The sequence below is a fragment of the Burkholderia sp. BCC0419 genome, assembly GCF_902830285.1.
Lineage (GTDB): Bacteria > Pseudomonadota > Gammaproteobacteria > Burkholderiales > Burkholderiaceae > Burkholderia.
The window spans coordinates 78,384-101,937 of the sequence record NZ_CADESR010000015.1 but is presented as its reverse complement, the minus strand read 5'-3'; the positions used below and the strand labels follow the sequence as shown (position 1 = coordinate 101,937).

15 protein-coding genes are annotated in these 23,554 nt (G+C 59.4%); 11 read left to right on the top strand and 4 right to left on the bottom strand.

Annotated features, from left to right (window positions below; translation table 11 throughout):
* The first annotated feature begins 62 nt into the window (after positions 1 to 62).
* The 5 genes from HWW87_RS35775 to HWW87_RS35755 all read left to right on the top strand — a co-directional run bounded on the left by HWW87_RS35775 (position 63) and on the right by HWW87_RS35755 (position 11,552).
* Complete coding sequence (locus tag HWW87_RS35775) at positions 63 to 6,527, top strand: NACHT domain-containing protein (protein WP_175824223.1); 6,465 nt, start codon at positions 63 to 65, stop codon at positions 6,525 to 6,527.
* Between the two features lie 374 nt (positions 6,528 to 6,901).
* Positions 6,902 to 8,470: an AAA family ATPase gene (locus HWW87_RS35770; RefSeq protein ID WP_175824222.1), complete on the top strand. Its 1,569-nt coding sequence runs from the start codon at positions 6,902 to 6,904 to the stop codon at positions 8,468 to 8,470.
* Positions 8,455 to 9,498: a UvrD-helicase domain-containing protein gene (locus tag HWW87_RS35765; RefSeq protein WP_175824221.1), complete on the top strand. Its 1,044-nt coding sequence runs from the start codon at positions 8,455 to 8,457 to the stop codon at positions 9,496 to 9,498. The genes HWW87_RS35770 and HWW87_RS35765 overlap by 16 nt, the downstream gene beginning before the upstream one ends.
* A gap of 176 nt (positions 9,499 to 9,674) precedes the next feature.
* Complete coding sequence (locus HWW87_RS35760; protein ID WP_175824220.1) at positions 9,675 to 10,853, top strand: DUF4238 domain-containing protein; 1,179 nt, start codon at positions 9,675 to 9,677, stop codon at positions 10,851 to 10,853.
* A 99-nt stretch (positions 10,854 to 10,952) separates the two neighbouring features.
* Entirely contained in the window at positions 10,953 to 11,552 is a 600-nt protein-coding gene (locus HWW87_RS35755; protein WP_175824219.1) for a hypothetical protein, read from the top strand.
* Between the two features lie 744 nt (positions 11,553 to 12,296).
* On the opposite strand, the gene HWW87_RS35750 is transcribed toward HWW87_RS35755, so the two are convergent.
* Entirely contained in the window at positions 12,297 to 13,238 is a 942-nt protein-coding gene (locus HWW87_RS35750) for a LysR family transcriptional regulator (protein ID WP_175824218.1), read from the bottom strand.
* A 258-nt stretch (positions 13,239 to 13,496) separates the two neighbouring features.
* Here HWW87_RS35750 and HWW87_RS35745 point away from each other — a divergent pair, with 258 nt between their 5' ends.
* From HWW87_RS35745 to HWW87_RS35735, 3 genes are all read left to right on the top strand, one after another.
* Entirely contained in the window at positions 13,497 to 14,408 is a 912-nt protein-coding gene (locus HWW87_RS35745; RefSeq protein WP_175824217.1) for an EamA family transporter, read from the top strand.
* Between the two features lie 62 nt (positions 14,409 to 14,470).
* On the top strand, positions 14,471 to 15,496 hold the full coding sequence (locus HWW87_RS35740) for an alpha/beta hydrolase (protein WP_175824216.1): 1,026 nt from the start codon (positions 14,471 to 14,473) through the stop codon (positions 15,494 to 15,496).
* A 274-nt stretch (positions 15,497 to 15,770) separates the two neighbouring features.
* Positions 15,771 to 16,133, top strand: a complete 363-nt coding sequence (locus tag HWW87_RS35735; protein WP_175824215.1) for a hypothetical protein — start codon at positions 15,771 to 15,773, stop codon at positions 16,131 to 16,133.
* 68 nt (positions 16,134 to 16,201) lie between these two features.
* Here HWW87_RS35735 and HWW87_RS35730 read toward each other — a convergent pair whose 3' ends face one another.
* The 3 genes from HWW87_RS35730 to HWW87_RS35720 all read right to left on the bottom strand — a co-directional run bounded on the left by HWW87_RS35730 (position 16,202) and on the right by HWW87_RS35720 (position 18,394).
* Entirely contained in the window at positions 16,202 to 17,026 is an 825-nt protein-coding gene (locus HWW87_RS35730; RefSeq protein ID WP_175824214.1) for a hypothetical protein, read from the bottom strand.
* Between the two features lie 124 nt (positions 17,027 to 17,150).
* On the bottom strand, positions 17,151 to 17,672 hold the full coding sequence (locus tag HWW87_RS35725) for a DUF2867 domain-containing protein (protein ID WP_175824213.1): 522 nt from the start codon (positions 17,670 to 17,672) through the stop codon (positions 17,151 to 17,153).
* A gap of 140 nt (positions 17,673 to 17,812) precedes the next feature.
* Positions 17,813 to 18,394 (bottom strand): TetR/AcrR family transcriptional regulator, encoded by a 582-nt coding sequence (locus HWW87_RS35720; protein ID WP_175824212.1) that lies wholly within the window; start codon positions 18,392 to 18,394, stop codon positions 17,813 to 17,815.
* 255 nt (positions 18,395 to 18,649) lie between these two features.
* Here HWW87_RS35720 and HWW87_RS35715 point away from each other — a divergent pair, with 255 nt between their 5' ends.
* The 3 genes from HWW87_RS35715 (at position 18,650) to HWW87_RS35705 (ending at position 23,496) form a co-directional block, all read left to right on the top strand.
* Positions 18,650 to 19,780, top strand: coding sequence for an alpha/beta hydrolase (locus tag HWW87_RS35715; RefSeq protein ID WP_175824245.1), 1,131 nt, complete (start codon positions 18,650 to 18,652; stop codon positions 19,778 to 19,780).
* 555 nt (positions 19,781 to 20,335) lie between these two features.
* On the top strand, positions 20,336 to 21,790 hold the full coding sequence (locus tag HWW87_RS35710) for an aldehyde dehydrogenase family protein (protein WP_175824211.1): 1,455 nt from the start codon (positions 20,336 to 20,338) through the stop codon (positions 21,788 to 21,790).
* A gap of 92 nt (positions 21,791 to 21,882) precedes the next feature.
* Positions 21,883 to 23,496: a GMC family oxidoreductase N-terminal domain-containing protein gene (locus HWW87_RS35705; protein WP_175824210.1), complete on the top strand. Its 1,614-nt coding sequence runs from the start codon at positions 21,883 to 21,885 to the stop codon at positions 23,494 to 23,496.
* The last annotated feature ends 58 nt before the right edge of the window (positions 23,497 to 23,554 follow it).

Sequence of the window (23,554 nt, the reverse complement as noted above, 5' to 3'; positions counted from 1 at the left end):
CCGACTAATAGCCTCGTTCTCGGGACTTCCAGTATTCTTTCGGGAACTTCAGTGGGATCGCGATGGCAAAGGTACGAAAGGCGTTCGACAGCGTGCGGGCATCTCGGGATGGCCATGAATTCCATGAAGCTTGGGTAGCACGTAAATGTCTGGGACTGTTATTGCCCAGAGACGATCTTGTCGGTATCGCCATCGAAGGATTTGGCACAGAAGATCAGAAGCTTGTCACTGCCGAGGCCAATGAAATTGCCGATGCGGTGCTGTACTTTGGTCGGCGCGCGACGTTCTCCGAAGCGAGGCAGGTCGTAGTCGTACAGGTGAAGTATTCCAAGGCTGCGGAACTTAAGCCTTTCCGTGCTTCCGATGCCAAGAAGACTTTGGATAAATTCGCGGGAATCTATCGCGCGCACAAGCGCAACCATGGCACCGAGACAGCGCGCGACAAGCTTCGCTTCGAGCTGGTTACGAATCGCCCGATCGCAGCAGTCTTCACCGACGCGCTGCTTGGTCTGGCTCGAGGCAACCTACTCGACGGTGAGACGAAAGAACAGGCAACTCAAATCACAGCTGCTTGCAAGCTGAGAGGCAAGGATCTCGCTGAGTTCGCGGCGCGCGTCGTGATGGTCGGTTTGACCGGCGATCTGCGGTCCAACAAGGAGCAGTTGGCCATCACGCTGGCTGATTGGTCACCGGCACGTGATCACATGGCGGCCATTCGCCTCAATAGCATACGAGAGATGGCGCGAGATAAGGCTGGGCTCGCGAAGCAGCACCGCAACGTAATCGCACGCACCGATGTCTTCGCTGCGCTTCAACTTTCCGATGACCGTGACCTGTTACCTTGTCCGGCAAGCTTTCCGGAGGTGGGTGCGATCGTGGATCGCGTGCAATTGGACGATGCCATCGCTCGGATCCCCCGACTCACCAAGCCATTGGTCATCCACGCTGAAGGTGGCGTTGGCAAGACTGTCTTCATGACCTCCCTAGCGTCCCGACTGTCGTCGTCGCACGAGACAGTGTTGTTCGACTGCTTCGGCATGGGGCAATACCGCGCGCCTGACGATGCCAGACACTTGCCCGGACGAGGACTCGTCCACATTGCCAATGACTTGGCTTGCCGCGGCTTGTGCGATCCGCTACTTCCCTCGACGAGCAACAGCGAAGACATTGTTCGTGCGTTTCGCGTGCGCTTAGAGCAGGTGGTCGCCACACTACGCCTCGGCTCGGCCGACCGGCAACTAATCTTGTTCTTGGACGCGATCGACAACGCGAACGAACTCGCACGTGATCGTGGCCAGGATGCTTTTCCGAAGCTACTGCTCCAAAGCCTGGAACACGGGATACTAATTCCGGGCCTGCAGGTGGTGGTCAGCGCACGCAGCCATCGACGCCAAGCTGCGACAGGCGGTGCGTCCTGCGAAGAACTGGAGCTTCGGCCGTTTACGGAGCCCGAAACGCATACGTTTTTGGGTTCCCGTATTTCGAAACTGACAGAAGCGATGGTGCAGGTCGCTCAATCCCGCTCGCTGGGAAACGCACGTGTCCTCGAGCACTTAGCCAAGGAGCCTGACCTACTTGCGCCGTCTGAGATCGGGAAGCTCATTGAGCTCGACGACTTGATCCGACAGCGCATCTCGGATGCGCTGGTCGAGGCGAGGAGGTTGGGCAACACCGACGCGAACATTCGAGCGTTTCTCGCGGGCTTGGCTACGCTGCCGCCACCAGTACCTCTTAAAGAGTTTGCTCAGGTCAATGGCATGCCTGAGGGCGCCGTAAGGAGCTTCGCTGCCGACTTGGCCCCCTTGCTTGAACAAACGAGCCATGGGCTGATGTTCCGTGACGAGCCAACGGAGACTTTGATTAGGCACGATTACGCCGCCGATGCAACGACGTTGCGTATCCTGGCGGACAATCTTCTCGCGATGCAGTCGACTTCGGTCTACGCGGCCACGACCTTGCCGGAACTGCTCCTGCAGTTGTCGGATGGCGATCGCCTGTTTCAACTGGCGTTTGACGAAAGGTTGCCGACAGCGATCACCAGCAAGGTTGGGCAGCAAGCGATCCGCCACGCGCGCTTGAGGGCGGCGGTCGGACACTCGGTTCGTGAGAGCGAACTCGATCATCTGGTGCCGTTGTTGGTTGAAATGTCTACGCTGGCTTCGGTAGATCAGCGCGGGACCCAGTACCTGCTGGATCATCCTGATCTCGTCGTGACCGCGCGGGATATCGACTCATTGCGACGCCTGTTCGAAGCTCGGACCAAGTGGGCAGGGTCTCGCCATGCACGCCTCGCTATTGCTCACGCGCTTATGGGCGAGAGCGCTGACGCCGTCCGACATGCGCAATGGGTCTCCGAGTGGCGCGCGCACTACTATCAGCAAAAACCCGACCATTTTCAGGACCGTGCCAGTCCGACGGTTATGGATATGGCGGCAATCCCGTTTTGCCATTTAGCGAACGGCAACGGTGAGGCGGCGGCGCATGACTTAGAGGGGTGGATTGACTGGTACGCCTATGATGTCGCGAAGGCGACGTTTGAAATGGCGAGTCGCCCCGAATCTAGGCTCCTCTTCGCCCCCGATGTTATGGACCGGTACTTAGCCAGCCTGAACACGTTCGGGCCGCTGGCGGCGGCCGTTCGGTACGCGACTAGCGACGAGAATCGTAGGCGTGACCTCATCGTCACTCTGGCTAGAGTGTGCGCTAACGAGAAAGGGGTCGATCTGGGCAAAGACCACCATCGAACCGGCCAACCGGCAATCGTTCGAGGCCTTCTCGAGGCTGCAGCGGCCGCCATCGCGCTGGAAATGCCAGTGGAGGCCAAGGCAATTGTTGATGCGCTGCCTCCTGTGCCGCCGACATTGCACTCCTTTCGGGAGCCCCATTGGGCCGGTGAGGTCTACCCGTTTGTGGCGCGGCAGGTTATCGGGTGTATCGCGGACGGTGAGCCGATCGATGATCGGCACTTGCTACCACGCGAACTGATCGAATTTGCTCAAAAAGTTCCGGCCGACACCCGCGGAAGCGAATTCCGCAAAGCACTTCAAGCAGTGCTCGAATCGGAATACCGAGCGAAGGGCAAGTCGCCTGATGCCAAAGAACGGATCAGCTACGATGACAAGACGTCGGCGGAGCGCTTCCTCGATCAACACCTGTCGACTTGGGTGAAAGTCGCGAATGCGTTCGCACAGGCCTTGGGTAGTGGACACGGTCGTGCTGCGGCCACCCTGTTGCCACTGACGAGTTTGTGGAAACAGCTGCGCGTCAAGGAAGACCATTACTCCGGTAGCAAGAATACCCAGCGACAGCACAACGCGGTTGGGGAGCGTCTATTGACCCTCGCGCTCGTTGCAAACCTCGACGCGAACCCATCGGAACTCTCGACGTTCGTTACCGCTGCCGCCGAACCCGGGACAACGCCGGTGCCGAAGATCATTGAGCTGGTGGAACTGCTGGCCGCTCGCCCGGCCTTCCAGGCATTGGCCGGTGCGCTTGCTGTCAAAGTGAGCACCGCGATAGAACAGGAAAATGAAGTGGGAGCGCGCGCGGAGCATTTTGCCCGCCTCGGCCAGGCCTTGGCTGTGGCAAGTCCCTCCGAGGCGGTTGAGTACTTCAGGCGGGGCCTGGATCAGTTGGACGCAATCGGCTCCGGTGATTACCGATTCGTGGACGGACTGATGCACCTCGCCAGCACGCTGAAAGGCGACCATATTGACGATCGAGATAGTCACGCCTTGTCCAACATCTGCGAACTCAATCTTGGGGAGGAGCGGAAGTTCCACTGGGGCATGTTTGGAAATGCGATGTCTAGGGCGTCTGGGCTGAAAGGTTTGGCGAAACTGGCGCGGTGGCAAGACCGCGATCGAATTTCGCTCGATTACACTTTGCTGCCCTATCTGCGAGCTTTGGTCGAAGATGACCAGCTCGATCCTGACCTCGCCGTGATTTTGCTGCGACTTTCCAACCCTGCCGAGCTCTATGTCTGTGGCACCGAGCAGTTGGTTGCCACGCTCGAGACCAAGGTCTGTAGGCACCAAGTGCTCCTGGTGCGCGAACTCGTTGCTCAGTATCTGCAGAATAATCCAGGCTCGTTGAGCTCTGAAACCCCACGCGTTCTCGCACAGTTCGCTAAGAATGTGTTGGGCGAAAATTCGCGGGAATGCGGTTACCTTTTGGCTGCAGCTGAAAGGATCGAGGTGGCGTGTGACGACTACAACACGCTCAATAACTGGCGTCCATCCGAACCCAGGCACAGTGCAGTCGAACGGCAGAGCGAGGAAGCAGCAGCTCGGACTGCTGTCTTGGCCCTCGCGGCCGATCTGAACCCACTCGATGACGTTTCGGTGGCTCGCGCGCTCGACGCGGCCTGTGCCGTGCGAATTGGGATGAGATTCTCGCGTGACGTACTTGATGTGCTGAGGGCGAAAGTCGCATTTTCGGACTGGCCGCAGTACATCAAGCTCATCGCACGTCAAGGTTTGCTCGACCTATACGACAAGGAATATGAACTTCGGCAGTGCAAGGAGCAGTGGTCTGGCGCATCTTTGGCTGTAAGTAAGGCATTGCGGGACTGCGCTGAAATCATCGTATGCGAAAACGCGCTCGAGTTCATCTCGTCGGACTATTTGTCGACGTATCACGTCAAGGCGTTTCAGGATGTCTGTGGCGTTGATCGCTGCACGCTGTTGATGTTTCTGATTCGAGAGCTATCGCATCCGAAATCCCCCGTTCCTGCATCCGTATGGCTCAATTTTGCTGCGGAGTTCAACGAGCTGGCGATGCCGGGCGTGGGTCAGACGGCGCTGACTCGTCTGCTCCAAAGCGGTCCGGCGAAGCTTGCTTCCAGTGCCGAGGATGGTCCTTGGAAGCCAGAGCTGTATTCGAACGGCGACCCTGTCGAAACGACGGCTGGGTTGATCTGGTTTGTGTTGGGTTCTCCGGTGGGCGAGCGACGATGGATGGCAGCCCACAGTTTGCGTACCGCGATTCGGTTAAGTCGTGCTGACGTACTGGACGCTGTCATCACGCACTTCGATCGACGTTGTTCTCCCTGTTTTCAGGCGCCCGAACTGCCGTTCTACTATTTGCACGCACAGCTTTGGCTTTTGATCGCCATGGCTCGGATCGCTCTGGAAGCGCCTGCTGAGATCGCACGGCACAGCGCATTTTTGGAGAAGATCGCCTTTGATCCATTGGACAAACATGTGCTTCGCAAGCACTTCGCCGCTCGGGCGCTGAACGCGTGCGTGCAGCGCGGAGAGATTACGCTGTCAAAATCCAAGATGAAGGTATTGGACGCGGTCAATTGTTCCCCTTATCCGTTCAAGCGGTCGAAGGACTATGTAGGCAATTCATATCGGCGATCGCGGCCCGAAGGTGTCGACAGACCCAAGCCGGAGTTACATCTGGACTATGATTTCGACAAAGACGACGTCGCGCACATGGCCAACCTATTCAGACATCCGCATTGGGAAACGGTGGATGCCGTGACTGTTTGGGTGCGTCGACATGACGCCGGCATCACGCACATGCACGAAACAAAGGGCAGATTGCAGTCTGGTCGTGACTACGTCAGAGGCATCAACCCCGACTATCACACGTACGGAGAGCAGCTATGCTGGCATGCGTTGTATGGCGTCGCTGGCGACCTACTCGCTGGGCACCCTGTCGTGCGCGGACCGTACGACGACAACGATCCGTGGGGAAAATGGCTTGGGCGTCAGGTTCTAACGCATGCGGACGGCCTATGGTTGGCAGATGGCACGGATTGGCAGCCCGTCGATACGTGGAACACGCTGCGTGTCGCGGGTCAGAAGGGTGTCGAACTGACAAGTGATTCAGCGACATTGCAGGCGTTGCTCGGGATCGAGTCGGCAGTTGGCGACTGGTTAGTTGTGGACGGAGACTGGAATTCAACGGAGGGCATTGGTATCTGCGTGATGTCTGCTTTAGCGCCACGCGGTGAGAGTGTCGCCTTGGCCGAGGCCGTCGCCGCGGCAGATCCCTTTCAAGCCTATTTTCCGCGACTTCGACCGTATGAGGACGACGATGCTTCCGAGGCGCAGCGGAACGCGCCATACTTGCCGTGGATCGTGGTGCCAGATGATGATGCTCGGCTGGATGAGGCCGATTCGCTGGGCGCGTCGACGGCCGCCTCGCGTCGACGACTGAGCCAGGCAGCCATCGACTTTGGGCAGCTTACATCGACCGATGCGTTTGGCCGTGCGTGGGTGAACCCATCACGCGAGGTGTTGGTGCGCTCTGAAGTGTGGATGGACTCTAGCCACAGGCGAGAACGCCGAGCTATGGGAGCACGACTCCTCTGCCGCGCATCCTTAATTCACGACTATCTCGCTGATAACGACGCGGATCTGCTCTTGTTGATTCGCTTGCGGAGCTATAACGAAGGCTACGGTCGTGAGCGTTCTCGGTTTTGGCATACCACCGGAGTGGTGCGTGTGACTCCGTCGCTCGCAATCAGTTTTTACCCGGGCCGGGCCAACGAGCTGCACGAATCGAAGTACTAGCTGCACCTGAATTGTCTCAATGGCAGGTGCTGTGCAAGCGGCTCGGCCGGACCGTTTCCCGAAGCCGGAAGGTCTATCTCGAAAAGATGGTACGATGTGAGCAGATGTTCTCATCGCAATGAGTGAGCGTGTCGTGGCCGCATGCGATACAAATTCAATAATATTGCGACTGATTCACATTCACTAAAGAAAACAGGGAGCGGAGCATCTCGGTCTGGACGTTGTTCCGCGATTTGCTTTCCGCCCCACCTCTCCAAAGGCCCACTCGATGAGTGGGCCTTTTTTACTTGTGTCCGGCTTTTCATGTCCCTTTGTCGTGGGGTACGATTGGTGTGATCGGAGTCGAAGCAATCACACAGCGAAAGGCACGGGGAATGAAGACCATCAAAAAGCTCATACTAAAAAACTTTAAGCGCTTCAAGAAATTGGAGATTGAGTTTGACCCGGATCTGAATATTCTGATCGGGGGAAATGAAGCAGGGAAAAGTTCAATTCTGCAGGCACTGGATCTGGTAATGAGTGCGAGTCGCAGTAAGGTCGAAGGAATTGGCTTGGAGTCTCTGTTTAATGCAGCGTGCATCGAAGAATTCATGGATGGTGCTCGCAAGATTGTTGATTTGCCGACGATGACCGTAGAGGTTCATCTCGACGGGTTTGCCGATCCTGAGTTGAACGGCAAGAACCACAGCAAACGAGATGTTGCGTTGGACGGAATCCAACTCATCTGCGAACCTGTAGATGAGTACACCAAGCATATCGAAGAAGTCCCGAAGGATCGAAATTCGAGCTTCCCGTTCGAGTACTACGCAATCCGATTTTTGACATTCGGTGGAAATTCGGTTCATCCTTATAAGAAACCACTTAAGCATCTGCTAATCGACAGTTCGCAGATCAACAATGAGTATGCGACGCGTGAATACACGCGATCAATGTACCAAGCTAACGCCTCCGTACTGGAGCGAAACCGTCACGGGCTGGAGTACCGGAACGCCAAGACCAGGTTCCGCGACGCCGTGTTGTCCGACATCAACGACAAGTTGCCTGACTACAAGTTCGGTGTCAGGAGCAGCCCCAGGGCCAGCATTGAAACGGACATCATGATTACCGAAAGCGACATTCCCATCGACAGCAAGGGGAAGGGGCGCCAGTGCTTCATCAAGATCGAATTCGCGCTACGGGACCGCGAACACACGTTAGACGTTGTCCTATTGGAAGAGCCCGAGAATCATCTCAGTCACGTTCACACGCGAAAACTTGTCGACCGGATCAGTAGTGCGACAAAGAAGCAAATTTTCGTCGCTACGCATAGCAGCATGATCTGCACTCGCTTGAATCTACGGAAGGCAGTCATTCTCAGCGAGACTGATCCATCATGCCCGATGCCGTTGAAGGAACTTCCGCCCGATACCGCAACTTTCTTCATGAAAGCTCCGGATAACAACGTACTCGAGCTAGCCCTGTGTAAGCGAGCTATTCTCGTCGAAGGAGACGCAGAATTTATTCTGATGGAGGCGCTCTACAAGAAGCACGGGGACGGCGGTTCCTTGGACAAGGATGGGGTACATGTCATCTCTGTTGACGGTACCAGCTTCAAGCGCTATTTCGATCTCGCCAAGGTGCTTCAGATCAAGGTGGCGGCAATTCGTGACAACGACGGGGAGTATCGAAAGACGTGCGTGGACAACTACGTTGACTATCAGGAGCCCACGATCAAAATATTCGCCGATCCGGACAACAAGCGCTCAACCTTCGAGATCTGCATGTACGAAGACAACAAAGACGTGTGCGAGGATCAATTCGCGGCGGGAAGAAAGAAACTTACCGTCCAGGAATACATGCTGAACAACAAGGCGGAGGCAGCGTTCGAGCTTTTGGATAAGAAATCAGATCTCCTTGTGGCACCGGCCTACATTCAGGAGGCGGTTGCATGGATAAGACAGTAATCTTCGCCGTCGCCGGTTCGGGAAAAACATACAAGATTGTTGAGAAATTGGACGAGGTGCGACGCGTCTTGCTTGTCACATACACAGAGGCAAACAGGGAAAATCTGAGAACCCGAATCATCCAGAAATTTGGATATTTTCCGGAGAATATAGTCCTCTATACCTACTTCACATTTTTACACTCGTTCTGCTATCGGCCGTTCCTGCTGGCGGAGAAGCGCACAAAGGGTGTGACATTCCAGCGGCCGCCAGCAAAGGGGCCAATGTTTGGTGTCGCGGATGATCGGCGCTATATGACTTCGGGGCGCCGGCTATATCACCACCGACTTGCAAAGTACGTGGAGCAAACGGGTACGGTCAAGGATGTGATCGCTCGAATCGAGAAGTACTTCGATGCCTTCTTCGTTGATGAGGTACAAGACTTCGCTGGACATGATTTCAATCTGCTGATGCTGCTGTGCCACAGCGACGTCGAGTGTATGTTTGTGGGTGACTTTTATCAGCATACGTACGATACGAGCAGAGACGGCAATGTGAACGCCAATCTCCACGTCGACTACGAAGCGTACAAGGCGCGCTTCAAAGCGGCAAAAATGGAGGTAGATCTCACGTCACTGATGAAAAGCCGGAGATGCAGCAAGTCGGTATGCGATTTCATCTCCGCGCAGATCGGGATACAGATCGAGTCGCACTCGGACACGATCACTGACGTTCGATTGGTAGAGGATCGTGCGGTCGCGCAAGAACTTTACGAAGCGCCTAATATCGTGAAGCTCTTTCTGCAAGAGCATTACAAATATGATTGCTACTCGCAGAACTGGGGGGCATCGAAGGGCCTCGACCACTACGGGGATGTATGTGTGGTGCTGCATCCTGCTGCACTAGCTGCTTGGAGGGCTGGAACGTTGGTCGCCCTCAATCCGGAGACTCGAAACAAGCTCTATGTCGCATGTTCACGAGCACGTGGTAATTTGACTTTCGTTCCAGATGCCCTTTTTAAGAAACACAAACGTACGCGAGTTGGGTAGTGTTCATCGCGATGTGGGGCTAGCGTTTAGAGTTTCCGCGATAGATCGCCGGCGATCCAGGAGGATCGGCTTCTATCGTACTGAGGTATACGTTGCCATTTCTTTCTCCTTTGATGGTGTCGACGATATGATAGTGTTTCCGATTGGGCCGGTGGCAAAATTTGGTCACCAATTTCATGACGAAGTTCTTCCCGGTTGAGTGCGACACAGCTCGATGCGGCGACTGTATGCACCCGAACTTCAGTAACTTGTCTATGGCAACCAACAAAAATCAACATTTTGTTCCTCGCTGTTATTTGCGATCGTTCACGAAGAACGAGGAAAATGTCACCATCAATTTATTCAATATCGACAGGGCAAAATTGATTGAAAATGCTGCCGTTAAGCATCAATGTTCGGGATCGTATTTCTATGGACAAGATGACAAGCTAGAGGCCGCAATACAGGGTAGTGAAACGGCGTACGCGAGCCTGCTGCGCAGGATCCGTCAACCCGGCTATGAACTCGACGATGCCGACCGGCACTCGCTCAGATTTTCTTGGGCTCTCCAGCATCTGAGAACTGAAGCCGCATCGCAGCGTGCAGTAAAAATGGCCGCATCCACTGATGCGGTGCTGGGTGAGGAGCTGCTTTCATTTCGATTTGGTATCCGAGAGGCTGTACAAATTGCGATGCAAACGGTGGTCGACGTAAGCGACTGTGTAGATGATCTGAAAGTTTGTCTCGTAAAGAACAGAACGGACGTACCGTTCTTCACTTCTGATGATCCTGCTGTTGCAACAAATCGTTGGTATCTTGAGGACCGTCGAGCTTTGGGATGTTCGTTTGGATCGTCATCCTCGGGTTTTCTGGCATTTATGCCACTGACTCCAGATATTCTCTTTGTTGCCTACGACGGCGATGTGTATAGTGTTCAGCACAATAATGGTTGGGTCGAAACTAGGAGTCCCGGAGATGTCAAAGCGCTGAATCAGCATCAGATAATGAATTGCTTTGCTAATCTGTATGTACACGACGCAAAATTTGAAGGTGAAGTGCGGCGACAAATTGCAGACTGTGCTGACCGACGACTAGAGGCTAAGCATAGAGTCAACTACGCCATTTTGGATGAGGAGGGATCGAGTCACACTCACTCTAGATATCGTGTTGTTGAGCCGACAGACGAAACACGACAGGGCAAGGCAATTCTCCACATGCAGACACTCCACCCGCACCCGACACGATGGCCAGCGTTCCTTCGGTGGAGGGCCCCAGGTGTTGTCTACACGAACGGGACTGGATTGAATTACATCCGATACAGCCACGTCGTTACCACGCACAGCGCTAATCCCTTTTGGAAGGAGCGTGCGCGCTGATTATGTGTTGGCGGTGGTCGTGAGATTCGTTTGCGATGGAAGTGGCAGTTTTTGTATTAACTGACGCACGAAGAGCATAAAATCGCTCAGGTCTGGTAAATGACAGAAGAAATTACATTCTGGGATCCGTGGGTTTACATGCGTACCCACCGTTTCGGTCGCCGGCCACTCATTATTGGAGAGGCACCGTCGCCGCAGGCACCGACGCTATCCTGGTTCGCTGATGCCAAGAGTACCAAAAACTTGGCGGCTGTTATCTTTGGGGCTGCTGCAGAGGCGGACATGCTGACAAGTTGCTTCGAGATGCGCAACGTTTTCGATGTCCATCCAGGGAGGAGCAAGGATGGATTCTCCGAGTTTGATTCAGATCGTGCGGCGATTACTCTTCAGAGAAACTCGGATTCTGGCCTTTTCGACGATCGAGTGACGTTCTTCTTGGGCTTGCGCGTTGCCGCTGGACTTTGCAGGACTGAATCATACGAGCCGGCATTGTCTGAGGACAGTCGGTTTGTTGCTAAGCACGGGTGGATTGATTGGCTGCCCGTCGAGGGGAGCACGAACCTCTTCGGGCTGTATCTCTTCGTGCCGCACCCACAGTCATACGACTTGCGCTACAAGCCGAAGGATCTTGTGAAACTGTCCGCACTATTTCGTGCCGCACTACTATTGCCGCCGCTCAACTTTCAGTTCAGGTTCTGAACATGCTTGGGCGAGATCACCCAACCAAGCTCTGCATATCGAATCGACAAAGCGCGAACACTCGTCGTGGCCTTCGTATCGAAGTGTTCATCTGATCACGGAAGTGGTCGTTAGCTGTTAGCTATTTGCAGACTCTGCACAAATTTATAGCAGACGCGAGCCAGCCATCGGGCCGTCAACCTCAAGCAACCAGGGCTTCGGCAACTCGTATGCGGCGTAGGTCGGACCGTCTCGATCCATGAGCACCACTTTTTTGGGGGGCCAACCGTGGCGCAAGTCTTTGATTTTAAGAACTTCTAGGCTGGGGTTCGATCGGAGGTCAACTTTTCTGCGAATTTTGTAGGGAGAGGTCATCTTTTCTGCCACATCGTTGCGGGAAAATTCGCAGAAAAGACGGCCAAATCATTGATTTGTATGGACCGCGGAGGCCACCTTTTCTGCGAACCTACAGTGGGTTGATTTGCTGTTGCAGGATCTCAATACCCAAAGGGAACCTGAAGTCGGTTTGGAGTCGGCTACGGCCGTGCGCTGTACCGCGATGCAAGCGCACGGGTAAGAAGAAGGGATCCGGCCAATGCGTCGGGCTTGGCAACGTAGCGGTAGCGCCGAGGCGGACGCGGACACTTGCAAACGCCCGAAAGGGGTTCGATGCGATTGCCATGCGTGTGGTACGGAGCGATCCGCGGCTTCCTCTGGATGCTGCTCACACCCCGGCAGCGTGCCTGCGGACTCAGCTGTCCATTTCTACAACAGCGAGTCGATATTCGCGTTCAGGCGCTCGGCACCGCGCCAGGTCTGGCTGTCGATGATTTCGTCGACCATCCCGAGGGCCATCCGCTTCCCTTCGAGCACCGCTTGCGAATGCGAGCGCGCCGTATTTTCACAGAGCGCCCAGGTGATGTAGGCACCCCGGATCGGACTCCACGAGATCGAATCCTCCCAGAATGCGTTGCCGCTGACCGCGCAACATGGCGTCACGGTGTCCGCGATTCCCCGCCGCGCGAGTTCCATCGAGAGATGCATCGCATCGAGTTCGAACAGGATGTCGAGTGCGAAATTGCGACGGACCATCGCGTGCTCGATGGTCGCGCGGATGACATTCTGTTTTCCCGCCAGCGCGAGTTTGCGCTCTCCGAGACGCGACAGCGGCACCGCCTTGTCAGGCCTCAAGCCGGCGTCCTTGGCGGCCACGAGGATGAGCGGTTCCCGAACGACGGGGGTATGGACATAGCCCTGCGGCGGCGACGCCTCGAACGGGACGATGGCGAGGTCGAGCATTCCGGAATGCATGACGTCACGCAGTTCATGGCTCACGCCCTCGTGAACACGAAGCCTCACGCGCGGATAGTCGGCGACCAACCGCGCCACGAAGTTCGAGGTGAAGAGATTGCGCCAGGACGGTGCAATGCCAATCGCCAACTGGCCCGCCGCGCGGTCGCCAACCTGCTCGACCAACGAAGTCAACTGACGAAGAATGGGCCGTGCGCGCTCCACCAGCAGCCTGCCGGACTCGGTCAACTGCACGCCGCCCCGCGTTCGCGTAAAAAGCTTCGCGCGAAGTTGATGCTCGAGCAGCGCGATGTGGCGCGACAGCGCCGGCTGGGAGAGCCGCAAGTCGGTTGCAGCCTTGTTGATACTGCCGAGTTCGGCAACACGCAAGAAGTACTCGATAAGGCGGGAGTCCACTGGCGCCTCCGTGAGTTCCGGTTGGGTCTATTGCAAAAGCGGGGCAAGCGTAACGCAATTATTCAATATTTGGATAACGGCGATAGAAAGCCCGCATTATCGGGATAACGAAGCGCTCGTTAGCATTGAAGCAATTGCATACGAGGTCGTCGACCGAAACAGTCCCATGGCAGCCCCATATCTCGACCATTTCATGAGTCTGTGCCTCCGCAGCAAGGAGGCCGCGATCGCCGAATTCGTCAGGCAGGAGGGCAGCAAGTGACTGCGACAACCACGACCCATACCAACTGGAGCGCACGTCGCGGCTGGGTCGCGCTCGCCGTGGCCTACCAATGGTTCTATAACGGCGCCAATTTCCTGGCTTTCAAGGTTGCCGGGAACGCGTTGCATCCGTTGATGGTGGCGACATTGCGCTTCTCGCTCGCGGCGCTGGTCGTTCTGCCTTTCGCGCTGGCTCGCTGGCGCCGCTCGCCTGCGTCGGTTCGCGAGTCGGGTGGGGCAGCGTTGATTGGCGTCACGATGCTGGTGGCCAGTCAGGCACTCGCGATCTGGGGGACGCATTTTCTGCCGGCAGGGGTGGCCGCGGTATTCGGTTCGTCTTCGCCGCTCTTTCTGGCGTTGTTCGCCTGGGCGGTGTTTCACCGGCCGCTGACAGGCCGCCAGATCGCCGGGGTCGCCATTGGCTTTGCCGGTCTCGCGCTGATGGGCTGGACGTCTGCTACCGGCGGCGACTTCCGGCCGATGGGCGCGGTGCTTGCGCTGATCGGGACTGCAGCCTGGGCAGCCGGGTCGCTGCTTGCGCCGCGACTGGCGTTGCCTCGCGATCCCGTCATCAGCCTGGCGATACAGCTGGTATCAGCCGGCGCAGTGCTCGCCGCGATCGTCGCCGTGTCGGGGATCGCTGCCACGACGCACCTTGCGCGCGTACCGCCGGCGGCATGGGCCGCGCTCGCGTTTCTCGTCGTGGCGAGCACGCTGATCGGTTACGCCGTGTTCCTGACGCTCAACGCTCAGGTCTCGACGACGCTCGCCAACACCTTCAACTATGCGGCGCCGGTGATCGCGCTGTGTTTGTCCGCGCTCTTGCTGCACGAGCCGTTGACGCTCGTGAAGCTGATTTCCGGCGGCATCGCCCTGGTGGGGGTGGCGCTGATGATCGACCGCAAATAACTCGGCGAACGGCAGGCTTTTCACCTTCAGCAAACCGCTGAAATCAACCGGAGCCTTGAATCATGACGGAAACATCTCGACACCCGCTGGTATCGCGCACGTTCAACATGACGCGTCAGCCGACGCACTATCTCGAGAGCGGCCCGGCCGAAGGACCGCTGATGTTCTTTCTGCACGGCTGGCCGAGCCTGAGTTTGATGTGGCGCGCCCAGATGGATGCCTTTGCCGCCGACGGCTGGCATTGTATCGCGCCGGACCTGCGCGGCTACGGCGGCTCTTTCGCACCTGAAGCCAACGACGCCTACACGATCGAGGCGGTCGTGACGGACATGACCGAACTCCACGACCACCTCGGCGGCGAGCCTGCGATCTGGATTGGGCACGACTGGGGGTGCGTCGTGGCCGCCGAGCTGTCCGCGCATGAACCCGAGCGCAGCCGTGGTGTCGTGCTGACCTCGCTGGCATATCAACCCGACGGGCACGCCCTGAGCACGGTCGTTCCACTGATCGACCGGGCGATTTATCCTGCCGACGAGTATCCCGATGGCCAGTGGGATTACTACCGCTACTACATGACGCATTTCGAAGCGGCGGTAGCAGACCTGGATGCGGACCGGACAGCATCGCTGGCGTCGATTTTTCGACCGGGCGACCCGGACGGGATCGGCAAGGTGTCGCCGAATGCGGCCGTCACGCGCAATGGAGGGCGCTTCGGTGCTGCGCATCGTGCGCCGCCGACTCGCCCTGATCCGGCATTGTGGCCGCCGGCGGACTTCGAAGCGCTGGCAGCGTCGTTCAATACGCATGGCTTCCGTCCCGCCTGCGCGTGGTATCTGAACGATGAGGCCAACATCGCTTACGCGCGCACTGCGCCGGATGGCGGCCGTCTCTCGCAGCCGGTGCTGTTCGTCAACGGCGAATTCGATCAGATTTGCAGCATCACCGGAAATCGTCAGGGCGACCCCATGCGTGCGGCATGCGCAGACCTGACCGTGACGACGATGCCGGCCGGACACTGGTTGCCGCTGGAATGCAAGGCACAGCACATCGAAGCTATCCGCGCCTGGCTTCGGAGCAAAGACCTTTGATGCAGCGAGACGTCGGTCGGACTGTCTGCATCGATCCGCGCGTACTGAGGTTTGTACGACGAACGCATTCAGCTCGACCATCTTGCCGCCATCAAACCGGCTGACGTCACGGTACGCGTTTTGAACGTGTCCTCCGTCTACGCCTGCGGATGTGATTTCGCCGACCGCCACCACGAAGTCTCCATCACCGATCGGACTGTGAACCGTAAAATGTCGGGATGAACGCCGGCCGCTACAGCGGCATCAGGTATCGTCAGGGACAACGGACCCAAACATGGGCTGGATTGATCGTATCAACGCGCGATTGACCCGCTTCGCCCGCCGCCATGAACCAGTCAGGTACATCGCGACCGACGGTGTGCGGCTGGCTTTCCCGAACGGCACGGAAAAGCGGCTACCCTTCGCCACGCTCGTCGGCGCGCGGGCTGAACTGCGCGACATCTTCGTGGGCGACATCGTTGTACTAGTGCTGCGCTTCGACGACGGCACGTGCGTCGAGTTCGGGCAGGATGACCCGAACTGGTGGGCGCTGATGGAGGGGCTCGACCGCTCCGGCCGCATCGCCATGCCCTCCGCCCAATGGCAGCTCGCGGTGATCGCCGCCTCAGGAGATTCTGCCGCCATCGACTTGATGTAGCGAACCTGGCGATATAGGCATGCTCTCCGCCGACGCAGAGAGGCGCCGAGATGGCCGTTCATCGACCCTCATGGACGCACCATTCCCGCCGGCGGCTCGGCATCAAGGCCTTGAGCCTTCAGATGCACCCATACCTTCACCTTGAAGGGATAGATCGGGCTGTCCGGCAAGGTGGCGCCGGGAATCTTGAATGTCTCGACCAGGCCGGCCGCTGCCTTCGGCGTATCGGTGCGGGCACCGAGTTCGATCAGCCGCCACACGACATCCCAGTCGGCACCCCAAGCCGCATTCACCACCATCGGCTGTCCGTCGACCTCCGCATCGATATCGGCGCCGCGCGAGTGGAGATACGTGATCGCATCGAGGTTTCGATCGTTGAGGAAGCGTACGATCACCGGATCGCCATCCGGGCGCACCGCGTTGGGATTGCCGCCGCCATCGAGCATCATCGCGAGCAGCGACGGATCGCGCCGATAAGCGTTGACCGCGAGCGAAACCGCGCTGTCGCCGTCGGCATCACGCAGGTTCGGATCGGCATGGTGCGCGATCAGCGCCGCGGCGGCCTTCTCGCGATGGGTGGCGACGGCGAATTCGAGCGGTGTGACATTGCGGGCACCGCGCGCATTGACCGAGGCCCCGCCGGCGATCGCGATCGCCACGGCGGCGGGATCGTCGGCCTCGATCGCCCGCTCCAGCCGGGTATCGCGTCCGTTGAATTGCATATCCGCACTCGTTGCCGACAGGGGGGCGCAACCGGCGACGATCGACAGCGCCAGCAGCCAGGCGCGCCACCTTGCCCTCACAACGCGCTTCAGCCTGACGTCTTGCCAAAGTCCTGCTTCTCCGCGCGGATGCACGTCCCTGTTGGCGATCATCGGGTCGACGATGTTCATGATGAAGTCCTGGCGGTCGGCTGGAGAGGCTGTTCTTCCCGGTTCTCGCCGTTCTCGGGAACCCGCGACTTTGAACGCATGGCTGTCTACGACCAGCGGGAAGCAGCGTTGATCGGCGTCGCCGCTACCGGCCGGGCCATCCAAGCTTCTGTGCCCGGTCGAGCGAGGCTCGCACGACGAGGCGATGGAAAGGCGCGATAACGCCAATATAGGCGCGGCCCAGCAGACGATTGTAGAAGACGAGCGTAGTGAGTATCAGCCGCCGGGGCCGGCCCTCGGAGGCAGGCTGCACGAGAACCGACACGCGGAAATCGAGATGCGCGTCGTCCTCGCCCAGAATGATCTCGTCTTCATGCCGCTCGAACACGCGGAAAATACTGAGCCGGTCGTCCTTCGCGGCTTTCAGATCGATCGTTCTTTTAAGGCCGAATGGCGAGACGGCAATGTCGCGAATTCCCTGCAGTATTGCGATCCATTGGGGTTGTCCTGCAAAGATATATCGAGCGAGAGACTCTGCGTCGTTGCAGGCAGTCGTTGGCAAGTCCACTGAAAATGCGTCGACAAAATCAGCGTTGCCGTACGACCGGCTCAGCCTTGAGGTCGCCGGCGGGCCGACCTGTTCGGCCTTCTTCGGTTGCTTCTGCATGCCCATTCTCCATGCGTTCAAGTTGTCCGGCTGCCTCGGCGCGACCCGAATGAACGCGGTCGAGAGAATGAGCGTGACATGTTCCTGCTTGAGCCGAAACAAACTGATCGTGGTGGCCCGGCACTGAACGCCGGACCGGATCACCCCGCGGGGGCAGCCCACCTTTGGATACTGACCTCTGCCAGCGCTTCGAATACAGCCGGCGTGCGTTCCAGGCGGGCGATCGTTCGCGCGCCTTCGAGGGCGGCGACCAATGCGGCCGCGGTGGAGGCCGCACGCGCGGGAGCGAAACCGCACCCCGTGAAATGCTCCGCAATAATCCCGGTCGATTCAGCAAATCCACGCGCCACGCGTTGGGTCAGCTCAGCGTCGAGCGCGGGTAGCTCATTCGCCAGATTTTGCATCAGACATCCATACTGGAAATCAGAGGCGACCATTTCGGCCGCGAATGTGCTGAAAATTCGATGAACGAAATTCAGCGCATCGCCCGCCGTACTCGCCGAGATATCCCGTAATACAGCCATTCGCTTCGCAACATAATTATCGATGGCTTCTTCTGCGAGTTGCGCCTTGCCCCGTGGAAAATGAAAGTAGAACGACCCTTTGGGCGCGCCGCTTTCCTCGAGTATCTGGGTCAACCCGGTCGCAGTGTAGCCCTGGATGCGAAATAGTCGCTCGGCGGTGGCAATCGCGCGATCGCGCGCGTCAGTCTTGCGTGTCATGCCGAAAACGTACCACGTCTCGCTTGACGTTGCTATGGTGAACGCCATAGTATGGTGATCACCATATTTCGGAGATGAGCGATGTCCTGGTACTCAATCAAGCCATCGTCGTCCCGACGAGCGGTCCTGGCGATGGGCGCGGCCAGTCTGGTTGCGGCGTTACTCCGACCGGCCCGCGCAGACCCTACGGGAGGAACTGATTTGGCCACGTCCACCTATGGCGAAGGAACGCTTCCCACCGGGGTCCGCTCACGCATGATCCATGGGGTCAACGGCCTCGATGTCCATATTCTCGAGGCCGGTTACGAGAGTCCCGGCCGGCCGCTCGCACTGCTTCTGCACGGCTTTCCGGATCTGGCTTATGGTTGGCGACACCTTCTCCCGATCCTGGCTGACGCCGGATACCATGTTGTTGCGCCCGACCAGCGGGGCTTTGGGCGCACCACAGGCTGGGTGAACGGCTATGACGCCCCGCTGGAGCCATTCGGTCTCCTGAATATGACGCGCGACGCCCTCGGATTGGTTTCGGCGTTGGGGTATCGGCGGACGACGATGCTCGTCGGGCACGACCTCGGCTCGCCGGTGGCGGCCTATTGTGCGCTGGCGCGACCTGACGTCTTTCCGTCGGTAGTGCTGATGAGTGCACCGTTCCCCGGTCCGCCGGCCCTTCCGTTCAACACCGCGCAAACCGACGCATCGTCGGCTCAATCGAACACCGGCAATCAAAAGCTGGCGGCCGCGCTGGCGGCACTCGATCCGCCGAGAGCGCATTACCAGCAGTACCTGAGCTCACGAGGGGCGAACCAGGACATGTGGCACCCACCTCAGGGCCTGCACACGTTTCTTCGTGCATTTTTCCATGTCAAAAGCGCCGACTGGCCGGGCAACAAGCCGCATCCGTTGAAGGCGCCAACCGCCGCGGAACTTGCACGGATGCCCACCTATTACGTCATGGATCTCGGCAAGACGATGCCCGAGACCGTCGCTCCATTCCAACCATCCGCCGCCGAGGTCCGGGCCTGCAAATGGCTCACCGAGCCGGAACTCGCGGTGTACACGGCCGAGTATGGCCGCACGGGATTTCAAGGCGCGCTGCAGGCTTATCGCGTTTTTTCCGATCCCGACCTGAACGCCGAGTTGCGCCTGTTTTCGGGCAAGACGATCGATGTCCCGTCGCTCTTTATTGGCGGGAAGAGCGATTGGGGTACCTATTCGGCGCCGGGCGCGCTCGATCTGATGAGGACGAAGGCGACGACGAGAATGAGTCGCATCGAGCTGATCGACGGCGCCGGTCACTGGATCCAGCAGGAGCAGCCGGGTCGGCTCGGCGAGCTGCTGCTCGCCTTCGCCAAGGAGGCCGGCGCGGCGGATCGTGCCGGCGATTAGTTCGGGAACGGCGGCCGTTCTGGCATCAGCTTCCGGCCGCACCGTCTTCGATCGCGGCGTGAAACATGCTCCCGATGAACGACGTCTCGGGGCTGGATACAGTTAACGCGACCCAAAGACGTTCCGCATATTTCGCGCGGCTCACTGGAGCCTCGTCTGCCACCGTTCCTGAAATATGTGCCCGGACGATGTCACCCTATTAGCAGGGACAAGGCAACCGTACCGAGTATGGAGCTGCAGGGTAAGTTTCACATTCACGAGAAATGTTTAGGGTTGCGTTACCGAATCATGAGAATTTTCGACAGAGGAAATTCTCATGAACGTGCCTAACTTTTTGATTTGTGTAGGGGGAGAAGGGTGGATTCGCTGAGACCCTGCACGCGTACGATGGACCGATTCGCAACTCGCTTGAACATGCCTGCCGGCGTGCATGCATGCGAATCCTCTATCCGGCGCACGGATGTCCCAGCGTCGCCGGCACCGGCGTCCTACAGTGGGCCAGATAAGCCGATCCTCCTTCCTGCCCGGATCGGCTCCTGATCGGGAGACCACGACATGACAGCCGACTACACCCTCACACACCGGATTGCGGGCGAGCCATGCGACGCCGCGCACGGCGAGTGGTTCGAGAAATTCGAACCGTGCACCGGGCACCTGCTCGCCCGCGTGGCGGCCGGCACCGAAGCCGACGTCGACCGGGCCGTGCGCGCGGCGCGCGCCGCATTCGACGGCGGGCCGTGGAGCCGGTTGCCCGGCGCCGCGCGGGCGAAGCTGCTGCATCGGCTGGCGGACCTGCTCGAACACGACGCGGAGCGCTTCGTCGAGCTGCTGGCGCGTGAGCAGGGGCGCCCGGCCATGGAGGTGCGCATGATGGATCTGCCGATGTCGATCGACACGCTGCGCTACTTCGCCGGCTGGGCGGACAAGCTCGAAGGCCGGCAGATTCCGACCGGCGGCTTCATGGGACGCCCGACGGTCAACTACACGGTGCGCGAGGCCGTCGGCGTCGCCGGCCTGATCGTGCCGTGGAATGCGCCGCTGATGATCGCGTGCTGGAAGCTGGCACCCGCGCTCGCGGCCGGCTGCACGGTCGTGATCAAGCCGTCGGAGGACGCGCCGCTCGCCGTCGGCGCGTTGGCGGATCTGGCCGCGCAGGCAGGCTTTCCGCCGGGTGTCGTCAATCTGGTGCACGGTATCGGCGCATCGGTCGGGGCCGCGCTCGTCAATCATCCGGGCGTCGACAAGATCAGCTTCACCGGCAGCACCGAGGTCGGCCGGACGATCGCGCGTGAAGCCGGCGCGCAATTCAAGCGGCTGACGCTTGAACTCGGCGGCAAGGCGCCGCAGATCGTCTTCGACGATGCGAACCTCGAGCAGGCGATCGCCGGCGTCGCGATGGGGTTGTTCGTCAACCAGGGGCAGACCTGTGCGGCCGGCACGCGCGTGCTCGTGCAGCGTCGTCGCTACGACGACGTCGTCGGCGCGCTCGCGCACGCGGCACGATCGGTCAAGGTTGGCACACCGTTCGACCCGGCGACGCAAATGGGTGCGCTGATCAGCGCGCGCCACGCCGAGCGCGTGAAAGCGCATATCGCAACGGCGCTTCGCGACGGCGCGACGCTGGTCGCGGGCGACGAGCCGGTGCCGTCGCAAGGCTTCTTCGTACGGCCGACGATCTTCGCGAACGTCGATCCGGCAATGCGCATCGCGCGCGACGAAGTGTTCGGGCCGGTCGGTACGATCATCCCGTTCGAGACGGAAGACGAGGCCGTCGCGCTCGCGAACGACACCGCCTACGCGCTGTCCGCGACGGTGTGGACGCGCGATCTCGCGACCGCCCACCGCACGGCTGCCCGCCTGCGGGTCGGCGCGGTTGCGGTGAACGCGTGGAGCCCGCTCGACGCAAGGCTGCCATGGGGCGGTTTCAAGGACAGCGGCGTCGGGCGCGACCTGTCGCAAAGCGGGCTCGATGCGTACCTGGAAGAGAAGGTCGTCACGATCGCGATGTAGCCGAAGCCGCGCCCGTTCCGGCACGGAAACACCCCCCACAACGAGACCGCGGGCGTTGCGCCGCTGGTCCGCTTACCCCTATCGACAGACACATGACTACTCAAGACCTGACCTTCGATTACGTCGTCATCGGCGCGGGTTCCGCCGGTTGCGTCGTCGCCGCGCGGCTGATCCAGCAGAACGCCGGCTCGGTGCTGCTGCTGGAGGCCGGCACGCGCGACGACAATCCGTTTCACCGGATTCCGGGCGGCGTGATGCAGGTGTTCCAGAAGAAATCGTGGCCCTACATGACCGAGCCGCAGCCGAACGCGAACGGCCGCCGGATGATCATCGCGCAGGGCAAGGTACTGGGCGGCGGCAGCTCGGTCAACGGGATGATCTACATCCGCGGGCAGCGCGACGACTACGACGACTGGGCGACGCAGTGGGGCTGCACCGACTGGCGCTACGACGACGTACTACCGTACTTCATGAAGGCGGAAGCGAACGAAAGCCTGGGACCTGCGTATCACGGCCAGACCGGGCCGCTGCCCGTCAGCGAGAACCGCTATCGGCATCCGTTGACTGCCGCGTTCATCCGGGCCGGGCAGGAGATGGGGCTGTCCTACGTCAACGATTTCAACGGCGAAGTGCAGCAGGGCATCGGGTATTACCAGACGACGACACGCAACGGCGAACGCGCGAGTACGGCCCGCACGTATCTGGCGTCGGTGCGCAACGACGCGAAGCTGAAGGTGGTGACGGGTGCGCTCGTGCACCGCATCCGCACCGATGCGGGGCGTGCGGTGGCGGTCGAATTCAGCGAGGACGGCAATGCGCCGGTATCGGTACGCGCGCACAAGGAGGTCGTCGTGAGCGCGGGCGCGATCGGGAGTCCGAAAGTGCTGATGCTGTCCGGCATCGGGCCGGCAGAGCAGCTCGCCGCGCTCGGGATCGATACGGTGGCCGCGTTGCCGGTTGGCAAGAACTTCCACGATCATCTGCACATGTCGGTGCAGGCGTCGATCCGCACCCCGACCAGCCTCTACGGCGAGAACGCGGGGCTCCGGGCGATGCGCCACTTCCTGCAATGGAAATGCTTCCGCAGCGGGCTGCTGACCAGCAACATCCTCGAAGGCGGCGCTTTCATCGACACGCTGGGCACCGGGCGGCCGGACGTCCAGTTCCATTTCCTGCCGCTGCTCGACAATTTCGACAATACGCCAGGCGAAAAACCGCCGGCGAGCGAGCACGGCATGTCGGTCAAGGTCGGCCATCTGCAGCCGAAGTCGCGTGGGAAAGTGGGGTTGCGCAGCAAGGACCCGGCGGATCTGCCGACGATCGATGCGAACTTCCTCAGCGATCCGGCCGACCTCGAAGGACAGATCCGTGCCGTTCAGGCCGGGCTCCGGATCCTGTCGGCGAAAGCGCTGCAGGCGCACGTGAAGGAGATCGTCGCGCCCGCGCGGATCGATCCGGACGACCGGTCGGCAATCGAGACGTTCGTGAGGCAGGACATCAAGACCGTCTATCACCCGGCAGGCACTTGCCGGATGGGTACGGACCCGCGGACCTCGGTGGTCGATCAGAAGTCGCTGCGCGTGCACGGCTTCGCGAACCTGCGCGTGATCGACTGCTCGATCTGCCCGCAGGTGCCGAGCGGCAATACCAATGCGCCGGCGATCATGATCGGCGAACGCGGCGCCGATCTGCTGCTCGGCCGATGAAGGGCGCGGCGCAGGGATGACCTGCGCCACCGCCGCGCCGGCCGATGCCGGCGCGGAC